Origin of the sequence: Phenylobacterium sp. (genome assembly GCF_030697925.1) — a bacterium.
In the GTDB taxonomy this organism is placed as follows: Bacteria; Pseudomonadota; Alphaproteobacteria; order Caulobacterales; family Caulobacteraceae; genus Phenylobacterium.
The window spans coordinates 1-22,552 of record NZ_JAUYOJ010000215.1 but is presented as its reverse complement, the minus strand read 5'-3'; the positions used below and the strand labels follow the sequence as shown (position 1 = coordinate 22,552).

General features: G+C 67.4%; 23 protein-coding genes and 1 riboswitch. Of the genes, 10 read left to right on the top strand and 13 right to left on the bottom strand.

Annotated features, from left to right (window positions below):
- Positions 1-23: 23 nt before the first annotated feature.
- The 7 genes from Q8Q88_RS21005 to Q8Q88_RS20975 form a co-directional block, all read right to left on the bottom strand.
- Complete coding sequence (locus tag Q8Q88_RS21005) at positions 24-338, bottom strand: helix-turn-helix domain-containing protein (protein ID WP_305677138.1); 315 nt, start codon at positions 336-338, stop codon at positions 24-26.
- Between the two features lie 14 nt (positions 339-352).
- Entirely contained in the window at positions 353-706 is a 354-nt protein-coding gene (locus Q8Q88_RS21000) for a type II toxin-antitoxin system RelE/ParE family toxin (protein ID WP_305677137.1), read from the bottom strand.
- 135 nt (positions 707-841) lie between these two features.
- Positions 842-1,447, bottom strand: a complete 606-nt coding sequence (locus Q8Q88_RS20995) for a site-specific integrase (RefSeq protein WP_305677136.1) — start codon at positions 1,445-1,447, stop codon at positions 842-844.
- 24 nt (positions 1,448-1,471) lie between these two features.
- Positions 1,472-2,254, bottom strand: a complete 783-nt coding sequence (locus Q8Q88_RS20990) for a hypothetical protein (protein ID WP_305677135.1) — start codon at positions 2,252-2,254, stop codon at positions 1,472-1,474.
- A gap of 177 nt (positions 2,255-2,431) precedes the next feature.
- Positions 2,432-3,763 carry an MFS transporter gene (locus Q8Q88_RS20985; RefSeq protein WP_305677134.1) on the bottom strand — a complete coding sequence of 444 codons (1,332 nt, stop codon included), beginning with the start codon at positions 3,761-3,763 and terminating at the stop codon, positions 2,432-2,434.
- Between the two features lie 119 nt (positions 3,764-3,882).
- A complete protein-coding gene (locus Q8Q88_RS20980) occupies positions 3,883-4,425 on the bottom strand; it encodes a hypothetical protein (RefSeq protein ID WP_305677133.1) in 543 nt (180 codons plus the stop codon).
- Between the two features lie 81 nt (positions 4,426-4,506).
- Positions 4,507-5,958: an AMP nucleosidase gene (locus Q8Q88_RS20975; RefSeq protein WP_305677132.1), complete on the bottom strand. Its 1,452-nt coding sequence runs from the start codon at positions 5,956-5,958 to the stop codon at positions 4,507-4,509.
- Positions 5,959-6,078: 120 nt separating this feature from the next.
- On the opposite strand from Q8Q88_RS20975, the gene Q8Q88_RS20970 reads away from it, so the two are divergent.
- The 3 genes from Q8Q88_RS20970 to htpX all read left to right on the top strand — a co-directional run bounded on the left by Q8Q88_RS20970 (position 6,079) and on the right by htpX (position 9,937).
- A complete protein-coding gene (locus Q8Q88_RS20970; RefSeq protein WP_305677131.1) occupies positions 6,079-7,341 on the top strand; it encodes a dicarboxylate/amino acid:cation symporter in 1,263 nt (420 codons plus the stop codon).
- A gap of 57 nt (positions 7,342-7,398) precedes the next feature.
- The gene (locus tag Q8Q88_RS20965) at positions 7,399-8,847 is read left to right on the top strand and encodes a bifunctional diguanylate cyclase/phosphodiesterase (protein WP_305677130.1); all 1,449 of its coding nucleotides are present in this window, start codon (positions 7,399-7,401) and stop codon (positions 8,845-8,847) included.
- A 163-nt stretch (positions 8,848-9,010) separates the two neighbouring features.
- Positions 9,011-9,937 carry a zinc metalloprotease HtpX gene (gene htpX / locus Q8Q88_RS20960; RefSeq protein ID WP_305677129.1) on the top strand — a complete coding sequence of 309 codons (927 nt, stop codon included), beginning with the start codon at positions 9,011-9,013 and terminating at the stop codon, positions 9,935-9,937.
- Between the two features lie 121 nt (positions 9,938-10,058).
- Here htpX and Q8Q88_RS20955 read toward each other — a convergent pair whose 3' ends face one another.
- On the bottom strand, positions 10,059-10,286 hold the full coding sequence (locus Q8Q88_RS20955; RefSeq protein ID WP_305677128.1) for a hypothetical protein: 228 nt from the start codon (positions 10,284-10,286) through the stop codon (positions 10,059-10,061).
- Between the two features lie 318 nt (positions 10,287-10,604).
- On the opposite strand from Q8Q88_RS20955, the gene Q8Q88_RS20950 reads away from it, so the two are divergent.
- The 3 genes from Q8Q88_RS20950 (at position 10,605) to Q8Q88_RS20940 (ending at position 12,737) form a co-directional block, all read left to right on the top strand.
- Positions 10,605-11,117: a DUF805 domain-containing protein gene (locus tag Q8Q88_RS20950; protein WP_305677127.1), complete on the top strand. Its 513-nt coding sequence runs from the start codon at positions 10,605-10,607 to the stop codon at positions 11,115-11,117.
- Between the two features lie 154 nt (positions 11,118-11,271).
- Entirely contained in the window at positions 11,272-11,871 is a 600-nt protein-coding gene (locus tag Q8Q88_RS20945) for a bifunctional 2-polyprenyl-6-hydroxyphenol methylase/3-demethylubiquinol 3-O-methyltransferase UbiG (protein WP_305677126.1), read from the top strand.
- A gap of 236 nt (positions 11,872-12,107) precedes the next feature.
- Positions 12,108-12,737 carry a PEPxxWA-CTERM sorting domain-containing protein gene (locus tag Q8Q88_RS20940; RefSeq protein ID WP_305677125.1) on the top strand — a complete coding sequence of 210 codons (630 nt, stop codon included), beginning with the start codon at positions 12,108-12,110 and terminating at the stop codon, positions 12,735-12,737.
- Between the two features lie 169 nt (positions 12,738-12,906).
- Here Q8Q88_RS20940 and Q8Q88_RS20935 read toward each other — a convergent pair whose 3' ends face one another.
- Entirely contained in the window at positions 12,907-13,140 is a 234-nt protein-coding gene (locus Q8Q88_RS20935; protein ID WP_305677124.1) for a hypothetical protein, read from the bottom strand.
- A gap of 353 nt (positions 13,141-13,493) precedes the next feature.
- Here Q8Q88_RS20935 and Q8Q88_RS20930 point away from each other — a divergent pair, with 353 nt between their 5' ends.
- Both Q8Q88_RS20930 and Q8Q88_RS20925 read left to right on the top strand, forming a co-directional pair.
- A complete protein-coding gene (locus Q8Q88_RS20930; RefSeq protein WP_305677123.1) occupies positions 13,494-14,141 on the top strand; it encodes a PEPxxWA-CTERM sorting domain-containing protein in 648 nt (215 codons plus the stop codon).
- A 339-nt stretch (positions 14,142-14,480) separates the two neighbouring features.
- Positions 14,481-15,296, top strand: coding sequence for a hypothetical protein (locus Q8Q88_RS20925; RefSeq protein ID WP_305677122.1), 816 nt, complete (start codon positions 14,481-14,483; stop codon positions 15,294-15,296).
- On the opposite strand, the gene Q8Q88_RS20920 is transcribed toward Q8Q88_RS20925, so the two are convergent.
- Complete coding sequence (locus Q8Q88_RS20920; protein WP_305677121.1) at positions 15,283-16,077, bottom strand: enoyl-CoA hydratase/isomerase family protein; 795 nt, start codon at positions 16,075-16,077, stop codon at positions 15,283-15,285. The two genes, Q8Q88_RS20925 and Q8Q88_RS20920, sit on opposite strands and share 14 nt — an antisense overlap.
- 5 nt (positions 16,078-16,082) lie before the next feature.
- Positions 16,083-17,120, bottom strand: coding sequence for a ribonucleotide-diphosphate reductase subunit beta (locus Q8Q88_RS20915; RefSeq protein WP_305677120.1), 1,038 nt, complete (start codon positions 17,118-17,120; stop codon positions 16,083-16,085).
- A 133-nt stretch (positions 17,121-17,253) separates the two neighbouring features.
- Between Q8Q88_RS20915 and Q8Q88_RS20910 the strand changes: the two genes are divergently transcribed.
- Positions 17,254-17,892: a glutathione S-transferase family protein gene (locus Q8Q88_RS20910; protein ID WP_305677119.1), complete on the top strand. Its 639-nt coding sequence runs from the start codon at positions 17,254-17,256 to the stop codon at positions 17,890-17,892.
- Here the strand turns inward: Q8Q88_RS20910 and Q8Q88_RS20905 are convergent.
- On the bottom strand, positions 17,889-18,689 hold the full coding sequence (locus tag Q8Q88_RS20905) for a lipid A-modifier LpxR family protein (RefSeq protein WP_305677118.1): 801 nt from the start codon (positions 18,687-18,689) through the stop codon (positions 17,889-17,891). The genes Q8Q88_RS20910 and Q8Q88_RS20905 overlap by 4 nt on opposite strands.
- A gap of 293 nt (positions 18,690-18,982) precedes the next feature.
- Positions 18,983-20,845 (bottom strand): ribonucleoside-diphosphate reductase subunit alpha, encoded by a 1,863-nt coding sequence (locus Q8Q88_RS20900; protein WP_305677117.1) that lies wholly within the window; start codon positions 20,843-20,845, stop codon positions 18,983-18,985.
- Positions 20,846-21,155: 310 nt separating this feature from the next.
- Positions 21,156-21,301: riboswitch (yybP-ykoY riboswitch) on the top strand.
- 138 nt (positions 21,302-21,439) lie between these two features.
- Here Q8Q88_RS20900 and Q8Q88_RS20895 point away from each other — a divergent pair.
- Entirely contained in the window at positions 21,440-22,003 is a 564-nt protein-coding gene (locus tag Q8Q88_RS20895; RefSeq protein ID WP_305677116.1) for a TMEM165/GDT1 family protein, read from the top strand.
- Positions 22,004-22,552 lie beyond the last annotated feature (549 nt).

Here is a 22,552-nt window from a genome sequence, read left to right as displayed (position 1 = left end):
GCCGCAGGCCGTCGGCTTGAGGGTCAGGCCGCCTTCGGCGTTGATGGTGACGCGCCCCTCCGAGCATGAACCTCGACGGAAACCTCCACGTCCTGCCCCAGCCGGTCAAGGATGTTCATCAGCCGGTCGACGGTGAAGCGCTCCAGCTTCACCTGCCGGATGCGCGAGAAATCCGCCGCGGCGATTCCCGTCAGCTCCTGCGCTTTGCGGATGGTGAGATGGCGGTCATCGAGCACACCGATGATCTTCGCCGCCAGGATGGCGCGCAGCTGTTCGAGGTTCGGATTGGGCAGGCCGAGGTCGCGAAAGACGTTCCCGCTGCCGTGGACCAGCTCCATGTCGTCGTCGGGTCTCACTTCAACGCCTCCTTTAGTCGCTTCAGCCGCTCACGCACGAGGTCGATCTCGTGCTTGGGCGTCGCAATTCCGCGCGTCGCCTTCTTCTGGAAGGCATGCACCACCCAGATCGCTTCGCCGATCTGAAGCGCATAGACGACCCGGAAGGCGTCGCCGCGGTGCTTCAGCGCCAGCTCCATCACCCCGGATCCAAGCCCGGTCAGGGGCTTGGCGATGTCCGGCGTTCGACCTTCGGCGACGACCGTGAGTGCGCGGGCGAACGTCAGGCGGGCGTCCTCGGGGAAGTCCGCGAAGTCCTTCTGCGCGCCCTTGATCCAGCTGATCGCGCGAGTATCTCTGGCAGTGGTCATGATGGCAAATTTGACACCAAAAAGCAAGGGGAATGGTCTCGCATCCTCAAGAGCGCCCTCGGGCGCACGGGTGCGAGGTGAGCCGTCGCGCCGGCGCATCGAACTCGATGCGTCGACCCGGCGCTCCGGCTCATCTCAAGCGGCCTTCTTGGCTCTCGGCCTGGCGGCCGGCGCTTTGGCCTCGGCCGCGTCTCCGTTCACGGAGTCGCTCTTGGCCTCGGCCGGAGGCAAGGCGGCGATGGGCTCCCAACCGGGCAATCCCTGCAGAATGCGCTCGGCATTCTTCACCGGCGTGATGTGCCCGTAGTGGTCCTCGATCATCTTCACCGAGGTGCCCATCTGCTTGGCCAGGAAATAGACGTCGACGCCCTCGGTCAGGCGGAACGTCGCGTAGGTGTGACGGAAGCAATACGTGGACCGCAGCTTGCCCGATGAACTGACGCGCAGCTCGGATTTCTCCAGCAGGGTCTCGATCAGGCTCTCGTAGAGCGTGCTGGCCGGCTGGCCCTTTTCGGTCGTGAATACGAAGTCGTCGAGCTTCGTCGCCCTGCTTTCGGCGCGGACCCGCTCCAGGTAATCGGCGACGTTGCCGGCGGCGACGAGGTCGCGGAACTTGCCCTTACCGCGCACGTGAAGGACCACCAGCGTGCGGCCCTGGTCATCCTTGCGTATGGCGACATCGCGCCAGCGCAGGTTCTTGGCCTCCGGCGGGCGCATGCCGGTGTTGCACATGATCAGCACGAAATTGTAGGCGACCGTCCGATATCACTTGGACCGATCGGTCGGCGCCTGCTTCACCCACTTGCGGGCGTAGGTGTGGAGGTGGCGGTACTCCTCCGGCGTGAATTCCTCGCGCCGGACCTTGGCCAGCAGCAGCCTGCCCTTGAAAACCTGGCTCTCGTTGATGAACTTCCTGGCCGCCGCATAGACCATCACCGAGCGGAAGATCGACATCTCGCTGCGGATGCTGGCGTCGCTGACCTCGCCGGTCGGCAGGCGGACGCGGCCCTTGCGGTCCTTCGGGACCTCCGCGCGGATCTTGGCCAATTCCTTCTTGTCCTGCCTGTCCTCGGCGTCTTCCTGGCGCGCCTTGCGCTCGTTCTCGTCCTTCTTCCGCGCCATGGCGTCCTTGCGCCGCCAGATCGGATAGCCGGTCCAGCGGTCCTGGCCGAGCTGGTTGATCTGGATGGAGCCGACGTAGCGGTTGAGTTGGCTATGGATGACGGAGTCGATCGTCTCCCAGCGGTGCTGGGTGATCTCGCCGACCTCGGCGCGCTCCTTCTGCTGGGCGAGGAAATCCTTGGCGACCCCGCTGAACGGCCGGTTGAAGATCGGCACGTCATGCTTGATGCGGAAGCGGAGGTCGGCGTCCTCGTCGAACGCCCGCTCTTTGGCGGAATCGACGTCGGAGGTCTTGAGGCAGATCGTCTTGTAGCGGTCCGCCTGGGGCAGCTTGATGCGGCAATACCAGTTGCGGTGCTTGACGTCGCCGCGGCGAAAGATGATCAGCCCAGTCTTCAACTCCTGGGCGTCGAGAAGGAACGTCATGGCGGGACACCTGTGCAGGTTCTGTGTCGTGTGCCCGCCTAAGTCCTTGATTTTGCGTAGCTGGGTAGGACCGGTGCATGGCCCAATGGTGGATTAAAGGTGAGCAAAATCAAACACGTAAGCTTACCTGCTCTCCCGCAAGGGGAGGAGGAACTCATGCTCGGCGCCGGCAGGGCCTCACGCCCCGCTGGGTTGCGGGTCCGGGCTGGATGCATAGGCCGAGGCGAGCCTGCGATAGGCGCCCGAATTGAACGCCAGGATGGTGACGATCACCCCGATCACCCCGGCCACTGTGAAGACCAGGGCGATCCCCCGGTCGGGGCCTCGGCCGAACCAGTCGCCGATGGCGTCCGCCCCCGCGCCTGTGGTCATGAAGGGGATGACGAGGAACTGGGTGAAGGGGCCGATCAGGAAGGCGGTCAGCGGCGAGGCGGCCTGCTCCACCGACTGGGCGAAGCCGAAGACCCGGCCCTGGCGCTCGAACGGCACCACCCGCTGCAAGGTCGTATGCTCGGCCGCCTCGGCGAAGGGGCCGAGGAACATCCAGACGAAGCAGCCCGCTGTCAGCAGCCAGATCGAGGGCTGGATCGTGAAGACGCAGCACACGCCCCACATGATCAGGTTCACGATCAGCAGGGTCCGCAGCGGCGAAGGGCCGAGGCCGTACCGCGCGATGACCAGGCCGGCGATGATGAAGGCGCTGGAGATCACCCCCCAGAGCAGGCCCCATGTCTGGACCTTCACCAGCGACAGGCCATAGGCGTCCATCAGGGCCATGAAGACGCCGCCGAGGAAGTTGTTGAAGGTCGCGAACAGGATCAGCGCGAACAGGCCGGGCACGACCCCGATGACCCGCATGGTGCCGGCGATGTCGACACGCCTGGGCCCCGTCTGGCCGTCGCCCGCCGCCGCCGAGGCGTCGCGCGGCTCGCGCAACGGCACGAACAGCAGGTGCAGGAAGGCGGCCGCCGTCAGCCCCATGGCGAAGACCAGGGTGTAGAACATGCCGCCCCAGGCGACGAGGAAGCCGCTGATCACCGAGGTGGTCAGGAAGCCGACGCCGGTGGTCATGCCCACCAGCCCATTGGCCTTGTCGCGACGATCCTCCGGGATCAGCAGGGTGACCAGGGTGGGCAGGGCGATGCTGCGGAGGTTGCCGGCGATCACCCCGAACATGACCACGACGATGAAGAGCCAGAGCGGCGCGCCCGCCACGTCGGCGAGGCTGCCCTCCGGCGCGAGCTCGTGGATCGCCAGCGAGATCGCATAGAGCACGAAGGATGCGACGCTGGAGCCCAGCATCACCAGCTTCTTGCGGTGATGGTCCACCAGGCTGCCGAACCAGAAGCCGAGAGCCGCGGTGAGCACCAGGTAGATGCCGGAGATCATGCCGGTGGCGAATACCGACTTCGTCTCCAGATAGACCCAGAAGGTGATGGCGAACCAGACGGTGAAGTTCGTGATGCTGGCGACGAGGTTGTTGCCGAGCAGATGATGGAATGGGGTCATCTCGCCTACGGCCCGACGTGCGGCGCGGCCACGCCCTCGCTCCGGATTTATGGCGCTGCTGCGACACGCACAAGTGGCGGCGCGCCGCCGAGGCGCGCGATCACGTCAGCGCGGCGTTGCTATCCGCCCCCCTTGTCGGCGGCTCCACATTTCGAGAGAATATCGTCGACGACGCGGGCGATCGGGGCCGTGGCGTTAATGCCAATCGCGTTCTTTGGAATGTCTTCTTTCGTCGCGAACAGTCGCGCGATGAGTTCCCGTTCCTCTGGTTTTCCGCCGAAGTCCGTGGGGTCCAGCGCCACGCGCTCATCGATCCGCCGGCTCATGGTCTCGAAGTCGACTTCCAGGACAAACACTCCGTCCAGCAGGTCGACGAACTTCGAATAATTCCTGGAGCCGCCGCAGAAGAAGGTGACCGGCTCATACTTGATGGCGATGTAGGCTTTGACCTTCTCCACATCCCAGACTTGGTGCTCGGACATCCAGACGGCCGTGGGCCTATCCGTTGGCCGAGCTATCGGTAGACCCGTTTCCGGGTCGCCTCGATACGCCAGTTCCCGGTCACCATGGATGGCTTGGTAGCCGCGCCGCTGCAATTCCGTGGCGACCGCCGTCTTCCCGGCGCCGGAAACGCCTTCGATCAAGTAGTTCCTGACGCCCATGCCTGCTCCGGTTGGTCGGCCAATTGCCCGCGGTTGGGGTAGGTTGACCCGATTGCTCCAGCTCGTGACGACCTCGGCCGATCACCGGAACGGCGGCTCGTCGAAGCTGCGCAGCTTGCGGGAGTGCAGCCTGGGGCCTTCCTTGCGCAGCAGGTCCATGGTGGCGATGCCGATCTGCAGGTGCTGGCCGATGGCGCGCTCATAGAAGGCGTTGGCCTGGCCGGGCAGCTTGATCTCCCCGTGCAGCGGCTTGTCCGAGACGCAGAGCAGGGTCCCGTAGGGCACCCGGAAGCGGTAGCCCTGGGCGGCGATGGTGGCGCTCTCCATGTCGATGGCCACGGCGCGCGACTGGTTGAAGCGCAGGGAGCTGGACGAGAAGCGGAGCTCCCAGTTGCGGTCGTCGGTGGTCACCACCGTGCCGGTGCGCAGCCGGCGCTTCAGCATCTCGCCGGATTCGCCGGTCACCGCCTCGGCCGCGCGGCCCAGCGCCACCTGCACCTCGGCGATGGGCGGGATGGGAATCTCGGGCGGCAGGACGTCGTCCAGCACGTGGTCGTCGCGCAGATAGGCGTGGGCCAGGACATAGTCGCCGATGGTCTGGGAGCCGCGCAGCCCGCCGCAGTGGCCGATCATCAGCCAGGCCTGGGGCCGCATGACCGCCAGGTGGTCGGTGACCGTCTTGGCGTTGGAGGGGCCGACCCCGATATTGACCAGGGTGACCCCCGTCCGGCCCTCGGCCATCAGGTGGTAGGCCGGCATCTGGTGGCGCCGCCAGGGGCCGTCGGCGATGACCTGTTCGGGGTTCTCGGTCTCGGCGGTGACCATCACCTGGCCCGAGGCCGAGAGCGCGGTGTAGGGGCCGGCGGCCTTCAGCTGCGAGCAGCCCCAGCGGACGAACTCGTCCACATAGCGGTGGTAGTTGGTGAACAGCACGTACTGCTGCACGTGCTCGGCCGGGGTGCCCATGTAGTGGGTCAGGCGGGCCAGGGAGAAATCGGTGCGCAGGCCGTCGAACAGGGCCAGCGGCCGGGCCGGCTCCAGGCTGGCGTTCCACATGCCGTCGGCGATCTCGTCGCCGATGTGGGCCAGCTCCGTGGTCGGGAAGTGCCGGGCGATGTCGGCCGAGCCGATGTCGGCCATGGCGATGTCGACCGCGCCGTCCAGCACGTAGGGGAAGGGCATCTCCTGCTTGGAGCGGCCGACCTCGAGGGTGACGTTGAAGTCGGTCATCAGCAGGCTGATCTGCTCGATCAGGTAGTCGCGATAGAGGTCGGGCCGGGTGACCGTCACCGCATAGTCGCCGGGCTGGGACAGCCGGGCATAGGCGCGGCCCAGGCGCGGATGGACCTCGCCGGGGGGCCAGGTCAGGCGTAGCTCGGGATAGGCGAAGGCCCCGCTGGCGCGGGCGCTGGGGTCCGGCGGCGGTCCGCCGGCCAGGAAGATCTTCAGGGCGGCCCGAAGGGCCTCGACGGTGGCGCGGTATTCGGCGTCCAGCCGCTCGACGATGGCGGCTGCTTCTTTCTCGATGGACATGGGGCAGTTTAGCCCGCTCTTGTCACGGTTGCGAGACGTCCTCGGCTCCATTTCGCGGCGCTATGGACGAACGGCCCCAATCTCGGCGACAAAGGCCGGCGCGAACGCCCGGGAGTCCTCATGAATCGTCTTTTCACCGCCTTCATCGTGGGGGCCATGGTGCTCGGCGTCGCCGTCGGCTGGGGGGTGAACCAGGGCCTAAGTCCGGAGCAGGCCAAGGAAGTCGCCGGCAACCTGACCATCATCACCGACGTCTTCCTGCGGCTGATCAAGATGATCATCGCGCCCCTGGTGTTCTCCACCCTGGTGGCCGGCATCGCCCACATGGAGGACGCCGCCAGCATCGGCCGGGTCGGCGTCAAGACCATGGCCTGGTTCATCAGCGCCTCGATCGTCTCGCTGACCATCGGCCTCTTGATGGTCCACCTGATTTCGCCCGGCGTCGGCATGGACCTGATCGACGAGGCGGCGGGCGCCACGGGCGCGGTGGACGCCACCAAGCTCACCCTGAAGGAATTCGTCACCCACCTGGTGCCGAAGTCCATCGTCGAGGCCATGGCCAACAACGAGATCCTGCAGATCGTGGTGTTCTCGATCTTCGTCGGCACCGCGGTGGCCTCGCTCGATGACCGAGCTCCGGCGGTCATCGCATTAGTCGATCAGATCGCCAGCATAATGCTCAAGGTGACCGGTTATGTAATGAAGACCGCTCCTCTCGCAATATTCGCGGCTCTTGCTGCAACGATTGCTACGCAGGGACTTGGGGTGCTGGTCGATTACGCGAAGTTCGTGCTGGGGTTCTATGCGTCTCTGGGCGTGTTGTGGGGATTGCTGATCGCGGCGATGCTGCTGGTGGTCGGACCGCGGGCGATGAAGCTGCTGGGCGCGATCCGGGGCCCGGCCCTGCTGGCCTTCGCCACGGCCTCGTCGGAGGCGGCCTATCCGCGGACCCTGGAGGAGCTGCAGAAGTTCGGCATCTCGCGCCGGATCGCCTCCTTCGTCCTGCCGCTGGGCTACTCGTTCAACCTCGACGGCTCGATGATGTACTGCACCTTCGCGGTGCTGTTCATCGCCCAGGCCTACGGCATCGACCTCTCCCTCGGCCAGCAGGTCACCATGCTGCTGCTGCTGATGATCACCTCGAAGGGCATGGCCGGCGTCCCCCGCGCCTCGCTGGTGGTCATCGCCGCCACCCTGACCTATTTCGACCTGCCCGAGGCCGGCCTGCTGCTGATCCTCGGCGTCGACCACCTGCTCGACATGGGCCGCTCGGCCACCAACGTCCTGGGCAATTCGGTGGCCTCCGCCGTGGTCGCCAAGTGGGAGAACCAGATCGAGGAGCCCGCCGCTCCCGAGGCCGAGCACCTTCTCAGCCCCCGTTAACAGTCGGCTAGCTCCACCATGGGATAATCCGCCCCTTGCGCAGGGGGTTTCACGGCCATGGAGGACGACGCGGCCGAGAGCATGGCGCGCGAGGAGGTGGCCCGCATCTCCGAGGCCCTGGCCGCCCGCGTCGAGGAGCTGGAGGCCGAGCGCGCGCTCACCCTGCTCCTGGCCCGCACCGACGGGCTGACCGGCCTGCTCAACCGAGGCGCCTTCACCGCGGCCCTGATCGACCGGCTGGAGGCCGCGCAAGGCTCGGGCGAACGCCTGGCCCTGTTCGTCATCGACCTGGACCGCTTCAAGCACCTCAATGACAGCCTGGGCCACCACGCCGGCGACCAGCTGCTGAACGAGATCGGCCGGCGGTTGAAGAGCGGGGCCAAGTCCGGCGACCTGGTCTGCCGCCTGGGCGGCGACGAGTTCGCGGTGATCGCCTCGGGCGACCAGGTGGCCCGCCGCGCCGCGGCGCTCACCCAGCTGCTCAGCCAGGGCCACACCATCTATGGCCGGACAGTCTCCCCCGGCGCCTCCATCGGCGTGGCGGTCTATCCCGACGACGCCACCGACGCCGTCGACCTGCAGCGCTACGCCGACATGGCCCTCTACCGCGCCAAGAGCGCCGGGGGCCGGCGCTGGTCGGCCTTCGACACCGACCTGCGCCTGGCCGGCGAGGCCCGCCACAGCCTGGAGGCCGAGCTCCGCCGCGCCATCCCGGCCGGCGAGATCGTCCCCTGGTACCAGCCGGTGGTCGACGCCGCCGACAGCCGCATCGTCGCCGTCGAGGTCCTGGCCCGCTGGAACCATCCGGAAAAGGGCCTGCTGGCCCCCGGCGTCTTCGTGCCCCTGGCCGAGGAGCTGGGCCTGATCGGCGACCTGGACGCCGCCATCTTCGCCAGCGCCTGCCAGACCACCGCGCCGTGGGTGGCGCAGGGCCTGATCGACATCGTCTCCTGCAACGTCTCGCCGCGCGAGCTGCTGGACCCCGGCTTCTCGCGCGACCTGCTGCGCCGGCTGAAGGCCACCGACCTGCCGGCCACGGCGCTCACCGTGGAGATCACCGAGACCTTCCTGGTCCAGGACCTGGGCCTGGCGCGGCGCCACATCGAGCGCCTGGCGTCGAAGGGCGTTCGCATCGCGCTGGACGACTTCGGCACCGGCTATTCCAACCTGCGCGCCCTGCTGCAGCTGCCCATCCACACGGTGAAGCTGGACCAGTCGCTGATCGGCGACGTCGGCCGCGATCCACGGGTCTCCAAGCTGGTCCGCGCCATGCTCAATGCGGCCAAGTCGCTGGACGCCCGCATCGTCGCCGAGGGGGTGGAGGACGAGGCCCAGGCCCTGTTCCTGCGCGCCGCCGGCTGCGATCGCATGCAGGGCTACCTGTTCGCCCGGCCCATGCCGGCGGGCGAGGTCGAGGCCCTGATCCGCCAACAGGCCGCCGACCTCGGCCCCCGCGCCGAGCCGGTCGAAGCGGCCCCGGTCACCGCCCTGCGCGCGCGGCGCTGATCCCGGCGAAGCCGAAATAGTCAGACACAAGGAACGCGAAGGGCGCGAAGAGGCGGCGCTGACCCTTCGCGTCCTTCGCGATCTTCGTGTCCATCTTCTGGCCGGCTTCGCCGGGCGTTCCGACGCTTGCGAACACCTCCCCCGCCACCCCATATCGAGCCCCATGCAGAACCACCTTCGCACCTTCGTGCTGCTCGCGGCGCTCACCGCGATCTTCGTCGGCGTCGGCTATCTGATCGGCGGCCCCACCGGCATGGCGATCGCCTTCCTGCTGGGCGCGACGATGAATTTCGTCAGCTACTGGAACGCCGACAAGATCGTGCTGAAAATGTACGGCGCCCGCGAGGTCGACCCCGCCACCCCCGAGCCCCTGCTGGCGAACTATGTCGCCGACGTCCATGACCTCGCCCAGCGCGCCGGCCTGCCCCGCCCCAAGGTCTATGTCATCGACAGCGACCAGCCCAACGCCTTCGCCACCGGCCGCGACCCCGAGCACGCCGCCGTGGCCGCCACCGTGGGCCTGCTGCGCATGCTGGACCGCCGCGAGATCCGCGGGGTCATGGCCCACGAGCTGGCCCATGTGAAGAACCGCGACACGCTGACCATGACCGTCACGGCGACCATCGCTGGCGCCATCGGGGCGCTGGCCAATTTCGCGCTGTTCTTCGGCGGCAATGACCGCGAGCGGCCGGGCGGCATCATCGGGACCCTGGCCCTGATGATCCTGGCCCCCATGGCCGCGGCCCTGGTCCAGATGGCCATCAGCCGCGGCCGCGAATACCAGGCCGACGCCGGCGGCGCGGCGATCAGCGGCGACGCCCAGGCCCTGGCCAGCGCCCTGCAGAAGATCGACGCCCATGCCCGCGGCATCGTCAACCTGACGGCCGAGCGCAATCCCGCCACCGGCCAGATGTTCATCATCAACCCGCTCTCGGGGCGAGGCGCCGACAACCTGTTCTCCACCCACCCGGCGACGCACAACCGCGTCGAGGCCCTGATGCGCCTGGCCGGCCGCGCCCCGCCGATCGTCACCCGCCGAGGCGAGACCGCCGTCCCGATCACCCGCGCGAGACGCGGCCCCTGGGGCTAAGCGGCGAAGCCGCGATTCTCGCAAAAGAAGCAGACACAAAGGGCGCGAAGTACGCGAAGGACGCGAAGGACGCGAAGGGCGCGGCGCATCTCTTCGCGATCTTCGCGTCCTTCGCGTCTAACTAATCCGGCTTCGCCGGGACCCCGCCCAGCCGCCGCCGCAACCGCTCATATTCCGCGTCCACCGCCCGCCGCGCCTTGCGCTCCGCCTTCGCCCGCCCCACCGCCTCGGCGAAGTCGGGCCGGGTCCGCATCCAGTTGGCGAGCGTGCGCGCGCACGGCATGTCCGGCAGCTTGCTCAGCCCGTGCAGCGTCCCGCCCTCGGCGATCCCCTCACAGATCGCCTCCACCAGATAGTCCGGCGCAGCGCGAGGCGAGCCAAGGCCTAGTGACCTGGCTTGCAGCGTTTACAGGTCTTGGCGGCGTGATTGTCGGCATCATTGCGCTTCTCATGAAGGGTAGTGGTTAACTTCGAAAATCTACTTCCAGGCCGCCAATAAAATTCGAATTACGGTGCGAATTACGGTGACACTATACTAAATTCGGTTCGCCTTCCGATCGACACCGCGAACACGGCAGGCGCCAAACCGTCCCCACAGCCTAGCTTCGACCAAGCCACCAGCTAGACTACGCCCTCGCCCGCACCCACGCGCCGCCGGAGTGAGACCTTGCAAGCATTCAGCTCCATCGGACGCGGCCTTAGCGGCCTTACCCGCCTCTCCGGTCGGGACACGCGGGCGCAGTTCTGGTCGTTCGCGATCTTCGCCATGGCCTTGCCTTACGTGGCGATGAGTGGCTTCGTGCCGCCGGTGCTGGAGGACCTCCTCGCAGGGACGCCGTCGAGCGTCGAGAAGTACATCCTCGTCACGTGCGCGGGCCTGGCCCTGACCGTCGCGCTCCTGGCGGCGGCCGTGACTCGGCGGCTGCACGACAGCGGCAGGTCCGGTTGGTGGGGCGTCCCGCCGCTGCCATTGCTGGCTCTCGCGATGTTCGGATCTTCCAAGCTTATGTGGGGTTCAGGCGGGCACGCACAGCCCGAGGTCGGACTACTGTTCATCGCGGTTTTCGTCGCCGGCGCCCTCTACAACGTCACCTTCGTGATGTTGCTCTTCATGCTGTCGCGTCAGGGAACGGGGCTCGCGAACCGTTTTGGACCCGCGCCAGAGCCTTTGGCGGTCTAGGTGTCAGCGGCGTCTGCGCGCGTTCGTCGAGATCCGGCGCGTATGGGTCCCGGCCTTCGGCTGCGCCGAAACCGGGATGACGAGCGGGGGTAGCGAGGGGACATTCTGTGCCCCTTGACCGCACCGCCCCTCCGGCGAAACCTGGGCCGCCCCCATGACCAACCCATTCCACGACCCTGACACCCTGGCCTTCTACGACCGCGAGGCCGTGGCCTATGCCGGCCGCCGGGAGGCGGTGTCGCGGGCCTTGTCCGACTTCCTGGCGCGGGTGGCGCCGGGCGGGCGGATCCTGGAGCTGGGCTGCGGCGGGGGGCGGGACGCGGAGGCCATGCTGGCGGCGGGTTTCGAGGTCGAGGCCACCGACGGCTCGCCGGGGCTGGCGGCCCAGGCAGAGCGGCGGATCGGGCGGCCGGTGCGGGTGATGCTGTTCGAGGAGCTGGAAGCGCAGGGCGCCTATGACGCGGTCTGGGCCAATGCCAGCCTGCTGCACGTGCCGCTGGGCGGCTTAGCCGCGATCCTGGGGCGGGTGCGCCGCGCGTTGAAGCCGGGCGGGCTGTTCTATGCGGGCTACAAGGCCGGCGACGGCGACGGGCGCGACGCGCTCGGACGGTTCTTCAATTTCCCCACGGAAGAGGCCCTGCGCGCGGCCTATGAGGCGGCCGGGCCGTGGGGCGCGCTGGAGGTGCGCAGCGGGCCGGGCGGCGGCTATGACCGCGAGCCGCGGCTGTGGCTGCACGTCATCGCGACGCGGTAGGGCGCGGTTAGGGTGACAGTGCATTAAATTGACGCCAGCGTCTTTCGGCGGGGGCCCTAGCTTGGCGTCGATCAATTGAAGCGTCGATTCAATTCACTGTCACCGTAACTATCCTCGACATCGTCACGGCGCGGACGGCGGCGGCGCGGCCGGCCAAGGCGCTGGCCAAGCTCCACCATTGACCGGCCATAGGTAGCAGGACATAGGTGCGCTCTACTGTAAATGGAGACACCCCTGTGAACCGAGTTCTGGCGTCCACGGCTTGCGCCGCTTTCCTGGCGCTCGCCGCCGTTCCGGCGCAGGCGGCCGTCATCGGCTTCGAGGACATTCCCCACCAGTTCCAGATTCACGTCGGCTACAACGACCTGTGGTGGAAGAACTGGGGGGTCGTCGACCCCTGGCTCAACCCGGCCCAGCACCTGGAGAACACCGGCTACGCCCACGGCGTGGTGTCGCCGACCCACGCGGCGTTTAACCGGTATGGCGCGCCCTCGGAAATCCGCGCGATCGACGGGACCTTCTCGTTCGGCGGCGGCTATTTCACCGCGGCCTGGCGCGACGACCTGCAGCTGCGCATCGACGGCTATTCCGGCGCGGGCCTGCTCTATACGACGACGATCAATCTCGACACCGGCTCGCCCTTCGCCCTGACGACCACCTGGAAGGGGCTCACGGGCCTGACCTTCACCAGCCTGGCGCCGACGCCATCGCAGGACGACTTCCATTTCGTGGTGGACAACCTGAACGTCGCGGTGAGCGCCGTGCCCGAGCCGGCGACCTGGGCGATGATGATCGTGGGCTTCGGCGCCGTGGGCGCGGCGGTTCGCGGCGGACGGCGGCGGACGACGAGCCTGCGGACCGCCTGACGACGGCGGTGACAGTGCATTCTATTTGACGCCAGCGTCTTTCGGCGGGGGCCCTCGCTTGGCGTCGATCAATTGAGGCGTCAATTTAATTCACTGTCGCCGTAATATTACGCCGAAGCCGGGATGACGAGTGGTGGGTGCGGGCGTGATCTCCACTCCAGCCCTCCGCCTAATCCCGCTCCCGATACGGAAAGGTCGTCGCCAGCTTCCGCGCCCCGTCCCAGATCTCCGCGCCGAAGCCGCGCAGGTCCATGTCGCCGACGAGCTTCAGGATCGCGTCGTCGGACGCGGCCTCGATGGGCCGGACATCCCGGATCCGCCCGTCGCGACCTGTAAGATATACCCGGTAATAAGCCATCACTGCCCCCGCATGAACCTTGCGGCCTTCGTCGGGGCGGAGCAAGCGTCGCGCCGAAAGCCGGCCCGGTCGCGCTGCGCGGCGCGGCCCGGGCCGGCTCGGTCGAACGTCGGGGGCCGACGATTCAGACCTTGGGCGGGATCCCTCCAGACCGCGCCCGGTGATCGCCCAACTGCTGGAGGCGACCCACTGCGAAGCTCAAACACCGCCGCGGTTCAGTTGTTCCAGTCCAATTTGCTGGTTAGGGTTAATTAAGATTTGCTCGTCTTTGAGCCCGTATTGAATTTGGAACCGTCAACTCGAGAGGGAATTACCGTCAGGCGGTCGCCAGATGCTCTACAACCCTGGGATCGGTTGATCAGGCTCGGTGAGCGGGCGTTTTTGTTACGGGTCCAAGCATGAAGTTCAGCATCGCCGCCATGGCCGCCGCGGCCACCGTTTCCCTGGCCGCGCCGGCCCACGCCCTAACGGTGATCGCCTCGCCCGTGGATACGCCGCCGCCGGCGGACCAGTTCGTGGTCTACGACTTCGATGGCTATGTGGCGCCGGGCTACAGCCTGATCCTCAGCGGCGCGGCCGGGATCTTCGACGGGTCGCAGGGCCTGTTCCCCGGCGTGGCCGCCCCGCCGCCCGGCACCACCACCGACTACCTGGCCATCCACGCGGGAGGCGCGGCGACCCTGGACACGCCGCTGATCAGCGCGATCAGCGTCTATATCGGCTCGCCCGACGCCTATAACGCCATCCGCTTCATCGGGCTGAACGGCTTCGACCAGACGCTGGTGGGCGCGGCCCTGGCGGACGGGGCCTTCAACGGCGACCAGACCGTCGGCCGGCGGATGACCTACAATTTCGGGTCCGACCGGGTCACCAAGGTGATCTTCTATTCGACCGGCAATTCCTTCGAGCTCGACAATATCGCCGTGGCCACCGCCGTGCCCGAGCCGGCGACCTGGGCGATGATGATCGTGGGCTTCGGCCTGGTGGGCGGCGCCATCCGCCGCCAGCGCCAGGCGACCTGGACGCCGGCTTACGCGCGCGCCTGAGGTCATCCCTGCTCACAAGGAGCAGGGCTATCGCATATGCGGGGAGCGAAGATGCTCCCCTTCTGGGGGAGCTGGCCCGAAGGGCCTGAGGGGGACTTTAGCCCCTGCTGAGCCCCGTCGAACCGCCGTCCAAGGACATTTTAGTCCCCCTCACCCGGCCATTCGGCCGGGAGCTCCCCCAAGAGGGGAGCATCTGACCACCGCCGCGCCCTGACCGTCGGCCATATGCGATTGCTCTCCCCACAAGGAGGAGGGATAGCGCACCGGTTGTATCGGCTTTCCCTGCGTTTCCCCCGGGCATAGGCTCGAGGCCTCTAAGGGCTGTTCGGGAGACGGGGCGTGAGGATCGCGCTGGTCTTGAGCATCGCATTGGCGGCCGCCGCGCCCGGCGCCCGGGCCGGCGAGGATCCGCATGCGCGGTTCCGCTCGACCATGGACCAGGTGTTCGGGGCCGGGACCTGGCGGGTGACCGGCGGCTATCGCACCCCCGAGCGCGAGAACCAGCTTCGGGCGCAAGGCGCGCTGACCGTGCCGGCCGGGCGGCTGTCGCGCCACTCCATGGGGCGGCCCGAGGCGCCGGGCGCCTATGACGTGGTGGTCGAGGGGATGAGCCCGTTCCGCGCGGCGGCCAAGCTGCGAAGGGCCGGAGCGCCCTTCCGCACCATCTTCGCCGAGGGGCGGCACGGGACCCAGGGCCCGCACCTGCATCTGGATCCCCATTCGGGCGGCCGTGGCGGCGGACCCGCGCCGGGCCTGCCCTGGGTGGTGGCCGCCCTAACCCCGGCCCAGATCGAGGTCAACCGGCTGCACGACGCGGCCCTGGACGGGGACGGGGCGGCGCAGCTGGCGCTGGGCGAGGTCTATGCGCAGGGGCGGCTGGCGCGGAAGGACCCGATCGACGCCTATGTCTGGACGGCGCTGGCGGCCTCGAACGACGGGGCCGATGCGGACGTGCGGGGCCAAGCCGAGGAGGCGCTGGCCACGCTCACCGCGCGGATGAGCGCCGCCGACCTCGAGGACGCCCGGCGGTTCGTGGACGAGGCCGAAGGTGGGGCGAGCTACGGCCCGGTGATCGCCCGGCCGAGCGCAGTGCAGGCGGTGCGGGTCGCCGAGACCGGCGCCCTGCGGCTGGTGGTCGCCTCTAGCGCCCCGTGAACACCGGCTTGCGCTTCTCCAGGAAGGCGCGGCGGGCCTCCTGGCCGTCCTCGCTGCGGAAGGCGCGGCCGATATTGGCGACCTCGTAGCGGAGCTGCTGCTCCATGTCGTGGGACTCGTAGGACTTGACGATGCCGCGCTTCAGCAGGCGCAGGGTGATCGGCGACCACTCGCAGAGCTTGGCGCAATATTCGGCCAGGCGGGCGGCGAAGTCGGCGTCGGCCACCGCCTCCCCGGCCATGCCCCACTCGACGGCCTCCTCGCCGGTCAGCGTGCGGTTTTCCATCATGAACCGCATCGCCCGCTCATACCCCATCGCTTGGGGCAGCGTTATGGTCAGGCCGGCGTCGGGCGAGCCGCCGATGCGGGTGTAGCCGGCCATCAGCCGGGCGCTGTGGGCGATGAGCCGCACGTCCGCAGCCATGGCCAGGCCCAGGCCGGCGCCGACCGCCACCCCGTTGATCCCGCCGACCACCGGCTTGTCGCAGCGCTTGCGGATGGCCAGCAGGAACTGGCCGACCCAGCCGATGTCGTCCAGATAGGAGGTCATCGGCGGATAGGGGGAATGGGGCTCGGAGCCCGTCAGGTCGAGGCCCGCGCAGAAGGCGTCGCCCGAGCCGGTGAGCGCCACCACCCAGACCTCGTCGTCCTGGGCCGCCTCGTCGACCGCGGCGATCACCGCCCAGGCCAGCTGCAGGCTCAGCGCGTTCTTCTTCTCCGGCCGGTTGAGGCGGATGGTCCGCACGTGGCCGGCGTCGGAAACCTCTACGAGCTTGGTCATGGTGTCTATTCGGCCGGAAGGATCAGGTCGCTGCGCTTGGCGAGCGTCTTGTCGAACTCGGCCCAGACCCCGCCGTCGCCGTCCCATTTGCCCTTGGTGGCGGCCTTGGAATATTCGGTCGAGCGGGCCTCGAAGAAGTTGGCGTGCTCGACGCCCGACAGCATCGACTGCAGCCAGGGCAGCGGGTTGGTCTTGGCGCCGTAGACCTCCGGCAGGCCCAGCTGGCGCAAGCGCCAGTCGGCGATGAAGCGGATGTAGTTCTTGATGTCGTCGGGGGTCATGCCCTGGACCTCGCCGGCGCTGAAGGCCAGGTCGATGAACTTGTCCTCCAGGCCCACCACGGTCTTGCAGCAGTCGACGATGTCGTCGGCCACGCTCTTGGTCACCGCCCCGGTCTCGGCGTTGAAGGCGTGGTAGAGCTTGATGATCCCCTCGCAGTGCAGGCTCTCGTCGCGCACCGACCACGAGACGATCTGGCCCATGCCCTTCATCTTGTTGTGGCGCGGGAAGTTCATCAGCATGGCGAAGCTGGCGAACAGCTGCAGCCCCTCGGTGAACCCGCCGAACATCGCAAGAGTTCGTGCAATATCCGCGTTGGTCTCGACGCCGAATTTCTGCATGTAGTCGTGCTTGTCACGCATCTCTTGGAATTCGAGAAACGCAGTGAACTCGGAATCGGGCATGCCGATGGTCTCGAGCAGCAGGGCGTAGGCCGCGATGTGGATCGTCTCCATGTTGGAGAACGAGGCCAGCATCATCTTCACTTCGGTCGGTTTGAAGACGCGCGAATAGCGCTCCATATAGTTGTCGTTCACCTCGACGTCCGACTGGGTGAAGAACCGGAAAATCTGGGTGAGGAGGTTGCGCTCCTTGTCGTTGAGCTTGGCGGCCCAATCCTTGAGGTCCTCGCCCAGCGGCACCTCTTCCGGCATCCAGTGGACCTGCTGCTGCTTCTTCCAGAAGTCGTAGGCCCACGGATAGCGGAAGGGCTTGTAGGCGAACGACGGCGTGAGCAGGCCTGGCAGTGAGGATTTGGCGGTCACGGGCGGACTTTCGAACGGAGCGGAATCGACGGACGTAGCGTTAACGGGCAAACTCTAGCTCTCGATCCACATCCATATCTAGCGGCGAGTTGGCGCAGCTCCCCAAGATGTTGTGAACAAGCCTGGGATAAGCATGTCTGAGCAACTGACCCTGTTCGGCGCCCGGGGGTCCGGCGCCGTGGCCGTGGAGGCGGCGCTGACCGTGATCGGCGAGCCCTATCGGCTCATCGAGGCCTATACCTGGGACAAGGGCCATCCGGAGAGCGGCGACAAGGTGCTGGCCGCCAATCCCATGCGCCAGGTGCCGGCCCTGGTGCTGCCGGGCGGCGAGGCGATCACCGAGAGCGCGGCGATCCTGATCTGGCTGGCGGAGACCTATCCGGAGGCCCGGCTGGCGCCCATGCCCGGCGAGCCCGGCCGGGCCCAATTCCTGCGCTGGATGAGCTTCGTCTCCAGCGCCATCTACTCGCTCTACTGGGTGAAGGACGATCCCTCGCGGCTGGTCCCCGATCCAGCGGGGCATGAGGCCCTGACCGAGCGCACCCTGGAGCGGATCGCCGAGTGTTGGGGGATCATGGACGGCCAGGTCTCCCCCGGCCGCTACATCTTGGGCGACGAGCTCAGCGTGCTGGACCTCTATGTGGCGGTGGTCTCGCGGTTCCGGCCGAGGCGTGAACGGTTCTACCGCGAGGCGCCGAAGATGGGCGAGGTGGTCAAGCGCGTCGACGAAGACCCGCGGCTCAAGGCCCTGTGGGCCGCGCGGATGGGCTAGCGCGGACGGATCGAGAGCGAGAAGGCGGCCAGGGTGTCGTCCTTGGTGCTCTGGCCCCAGATGCGGTGTTCGCCCTTCACCTCGCGGTGGATGACGCCGAAGGAGGTCTGCATCATCCCCTTGCGGAAGCCGACGCCCACCTGGGCGTCGCCGACCAGGGTGCTGGAGGGATCGGTGGACCAGCCGGCCCGGTCCCAGCCGCCGTCGCTCCGCAGCATGTTGAGGCCCACGGCCCGGCCGCTGGCGGCGGCGAACAGGTACCAGCGGCCCTGATCGCCGAAGGCCGCCCCGTCCTGGACGCCCAGGTCGCTGAGCTGGGACTTGACCATGTCGTCGCGGCGCTGGCCGACGGTGAGGATCGCTCCGGCCCCGGCCTGGCCGCCGGCGTTGGAGACGCCGAGCTCGGCATGGGGCGCGAGGCGCAGATCGTATGCGCCGGCCTCGAACTTCACGCCCGGCCAGTCGCGGGTCACGGCGACCTCATAGGCGTCGGCGGCGAAGCGCTCGCGGTCGAGGTCCAGCGGGGCGCCTAGCGGCAAGGCGGGCTCGCCGAGCTTGAGCCTCAGCCGATCGCCCTTGCCCAACGCGATCTCGCGCGTGCGCCAGTCGGCGTCGGTGTCGCGGTTCAATAGATGGTTCAGGTCCCCGTCGATGCGGGTCGGGGCTTTGGGCGCGAAGGCCGCCCCCATCAGCTTGTCGGCTGCCGCCTTGGACGCCACGCCCTTGGGACCAGCCTCTGCCGCGCCTGCCGCGGCGGTGAAAACACAGGCGATGGCCAACTGAGCCAACGGCCTCATACGCATCCTCCCAGGATCGCGTCCTTGAGCGCACGACCCAAGGAGCATCCTTCCACGCTTTAGGAAGGGCGCAAGTGGAAAATCCGTTCCCATCGCGACATATCGTCTTGAAATAAAAGCAAAAGGCCGCGCGAGACCGTGGGTCCGCGCGGCCTTTGAGCCTGGAGTTCGACGTTCGACGGTCGGGACGTTTCGCATGTGCCCCCCCGAGAGCAGCGACGTTCGTCCCGAAGACTATGGCACGACGGTTAGCGGGCCGTGCACGGGTTCTACTAACGGGGGAAAAGCACGTTCTATTGGCAGGCGAGGCATTCGTCGTAGTCCGTGCGTTCGTCGGACATGGTGACCACCGCCGCACCCTCGCCGCCGGCATGGGCGGCCCGCTGCACCGACTTGGACCGCATGTAGTAGAGCGACTTGCAGCCGCGCTCCCAGGCCTGCCAGTGCAGCATGTGCAGGTCCCACTTATCGACATCGCCCGGCAGGAAGATGTTCACCGACTGGGACTGGCAGATGTCCGGCGTACGGTCGGCGGCCAGTTCGATCACCCAGCGCTGGTCCAGCTCGAAGGCGGTCTTGTAGATGTCCTTGTCGTCCTGGCTGAGGCAGTCGAGATGCTGCACCGAACCCTCGTTCTCCAGGATCGAGTCCCAGATCTCGGCGGTGTTGTGGCCGGTCTGCTCCAGCAGGCGCTCCAGATAGGGGTTCTTCACCGCGAAGGAGCCCGACAGGGTCTTGTGGGTGTAGATGTTGGCCGGGATCGGCTCGATGCCGGCGCTGGTGCCGCCGCAGATGATCGAGATCGAGGCGGTGGGCGCGATGGCCAGCTTGTGGCTGAAGCGCTCCATGACCCCGCGCTCGGCGGCGTCCGGGCAGGCGCCGCGCTCGGCAGCCAGGGTGCGGGAGGCGGCGTCGCACTGGCGGCGCAGGTGCTTGAACAGGCGCATGTTCCAGGACTTGGCCAGCGCGCTCTCGAACGGCACGTTCTGGGCCTGCAGGAAGGTGTGGAAGCCCATGAGGCCCAGGCCCACCGAACGCTCGCGGACAGCGGCGTAGACGGCGTTGGCCATCTCGGGCGGCGCGCGCTCGATGAAGTCCTGCAGGACGTTGTCGAGGAAGCGCATGACGTCCTCGATGAAGGTCGGGTGGTCGCGCCACTCCATGAACTTCTCGGCGTTGACCGAAGAGAGGCAGCAGACGGCCGTGCGCTCCTTGCCCAGGTGGTCGGTCCCGGTGTGGAGCATGATCTCCGAGCACAGGTTCGACTGGCGCACCGAGAGGCCGAGCTCGCGCTGATGCTGCGGCATGGCGCGGTTCACGGTGTCGGAGAAGATCAGATAGGGCTCGCCGGTCTGCAGCCGGATCTCGAGGATCTTCTGCCACAGGGAGCGAGCGTCGACCTCGCGGATTATCTCCTTGGTCTTCGGCGAGCGCAGGCCGAACATGGCGCCCTCGCGGACCGCCTCCATGAACTCGTCGCTGATCGAGATGCCGTGGTGCAGGTTGAGCGACTTGCGGTTGAAGTCGCCCGACGGCTTGCGGATCTCGAGGAACTCCTCGATCTCCGGATGGTGGATGTCGAGATAGACCGCCGCCGAGCCGCGACGCAGGGAACCCTGCGAAATGGCCAGGGTGAGCGAGTCCATCACCCGGATGAAGGGGATGATGCCGCTGGTCTGGCCCGCGCCCTTCACCTTCTCGCCGATGGAGCGCACGCCGCCCCAATAGGTCCCGATGCCGCCGCCGTTGGAGGCGAGCGCCACGTTCTCGTTCCAGACGCTCTGGATGCCGTCCAGCGAGTCGCCGACGGCGTTGAGGAAGCAGGAGATCGGCAGGCCGCGGCCGGCGCCGCCATTCGACAGGACGGGGGTGGCCGGCATGAACCAGAGGTTGGAGATGTAATCATAGACGCGCTGGGCGTGGTCGGCGTCGTCGGCATAGGCGGTGGCCACCCGGGCGAACATGTCCTGGTAGCTTTCGCCGGCCAGGAGGTAGCGGTCCTCCAGCGTGGTCTTGCCGAAATCAGTCAGCAGGGCGTCGCGCGAGCGGTCGACCTCGACCTTGCGGACCAGCTGGAGCTGCGGTCGCTCGGATCGCTCGGCGGCGACCTGGGTCGCGTCCGAAACCGTCCGAATTGCCGCTTCGCTGCTGCTCATGACCCAAAACCTATAACTATCAGGCGCTTCGAGCCCCCCGCCCGTCGTCGCCTACCGGAACTATATCTAGTGGGCGCCCCACCCGGATACGCATCATATGGGGCATCAAGCCTAATGACTCGTCAACGGGGTCGCGGGGTTGTCCCCGAGTGTTTTTCGCTAACGAAAGGTTAACGCGCTTCGCGGGGGATTGAAGCGCCTGGGTTTTCAATGGGCGGCTCGGCGGCGCCCTCACGCGCATGTGACAATGGGCCTCGCCCATGACGCGAACTGTTCGCACTTGCCCTCGAGGACGCCCTCACCTATCCAGCACGCCGTCACTGGGGAGTAGCCGCCCGTAGCTCCAACGGGGGGTGCGTCAACACAATTGCTGGGTTCTCGGACCCGCATGGCGCATCCGGCGACGCGCATTCGGGCGGAGTGGTCTCCGGTCCGCCGCCCGGAATGCGCGTCACTTTTGGTATCCTTGGTCACGTGCTGCGCACGTGGCCGGGTGCTTGGCGAGACCTTTGGCTTTCGTGCGTCGATCCATGCGGGGTCGCCGGCGCGGAAGGCCATTGGTTCGCCTCGACCCCGCCCGGATGACTCGCCTCGATGGACGCCTTCCTCGTTTCCACCGGCCTCGTGGCCATCGCCGAGATCGGCGACAAGACCCAGCTCCTGGCCATGTTGCTGGCGGCGCGGTTCCGCCGGCCCGCGCCGATCATCCTGGGCATCCTGATCGCCACCCTGGCCAACCACGCCCTCGCCGCCCTCGTGGGGGTGGCGGCGGGACAGTTCCTGCAGGGGCCGTGGCTGAGGTGGCTGCTGGGCGGGGCCTTCCTGGCCTTCGCCGCCTGGGCCCTGATCCCCGACAGTTTCGAGGACAAGGACGCCCCGCGCGACCGGGCCGGCGCCTCGATCTTCCTCACCACCCTCGTGGCCTTCTTCCTGGTGGAGATGGGCGACAAGACCCAGGTGGCCACGGTCGCGCTCGCGGCGAAGTTCCATCAGGTGCTGTGGGTGGCGGCGGGCACGACCCTGGGCATGATGATCGCCAACGTCCCGGCGGTCTATCTGGGCGAGGCGGTCGCCGGGCGGCTGCCGCTCAGACACATCCGCTGGGTCGCGGCGGCGAGCTTCGCGTCGATCGGGGTCTGGGTGCTGGTTTGGGGATAGGTTGGGGCGGGGGAATAACGCGGACACATACCCAATTGGCTCAGCCTCCCCGATACGCCAAGCCGACCCACGGCGCGGTTTGGCGAGAGTCGTAGCGGCGGGCGTGGCGCACCCCGTCATCCAGAGGGGCGCCCGCCGGCGGCAGACCTTCTTTTCCGACGAAGATTACGCCGCCAATCGCCGCTCTCGTGTCTCCCTATTCCACGACCTTCGACCTAGAGCGTGACAGCCTGAAGTGGATACCGGTTCAGGCGGCCGTCACGCTCTAAGGTTTTGAAGATAGACCATTTTATCCGGTCAGATGAGTCCATCTGACCCGGAAAGGGTCTTCTGTAACGGGCCTTCGTCAGTCAATCCCTCTTGAGGTCGATCCTTCGCCGGGGTCTTGCTTCTGTCCGTGGTCGGCGCGGGCCGCCACCTGATGGGATCGGATGAGAACCAGGCCGGCCCATCTAGGAGGCGCGGTTGGAGCCGCTTGCCCTTTCGCGGCCTGACCTGGTCCATCGTCCCGGCGAGGGACTTCGCTCAAAGGAGGGGCCTGGGCCCTTC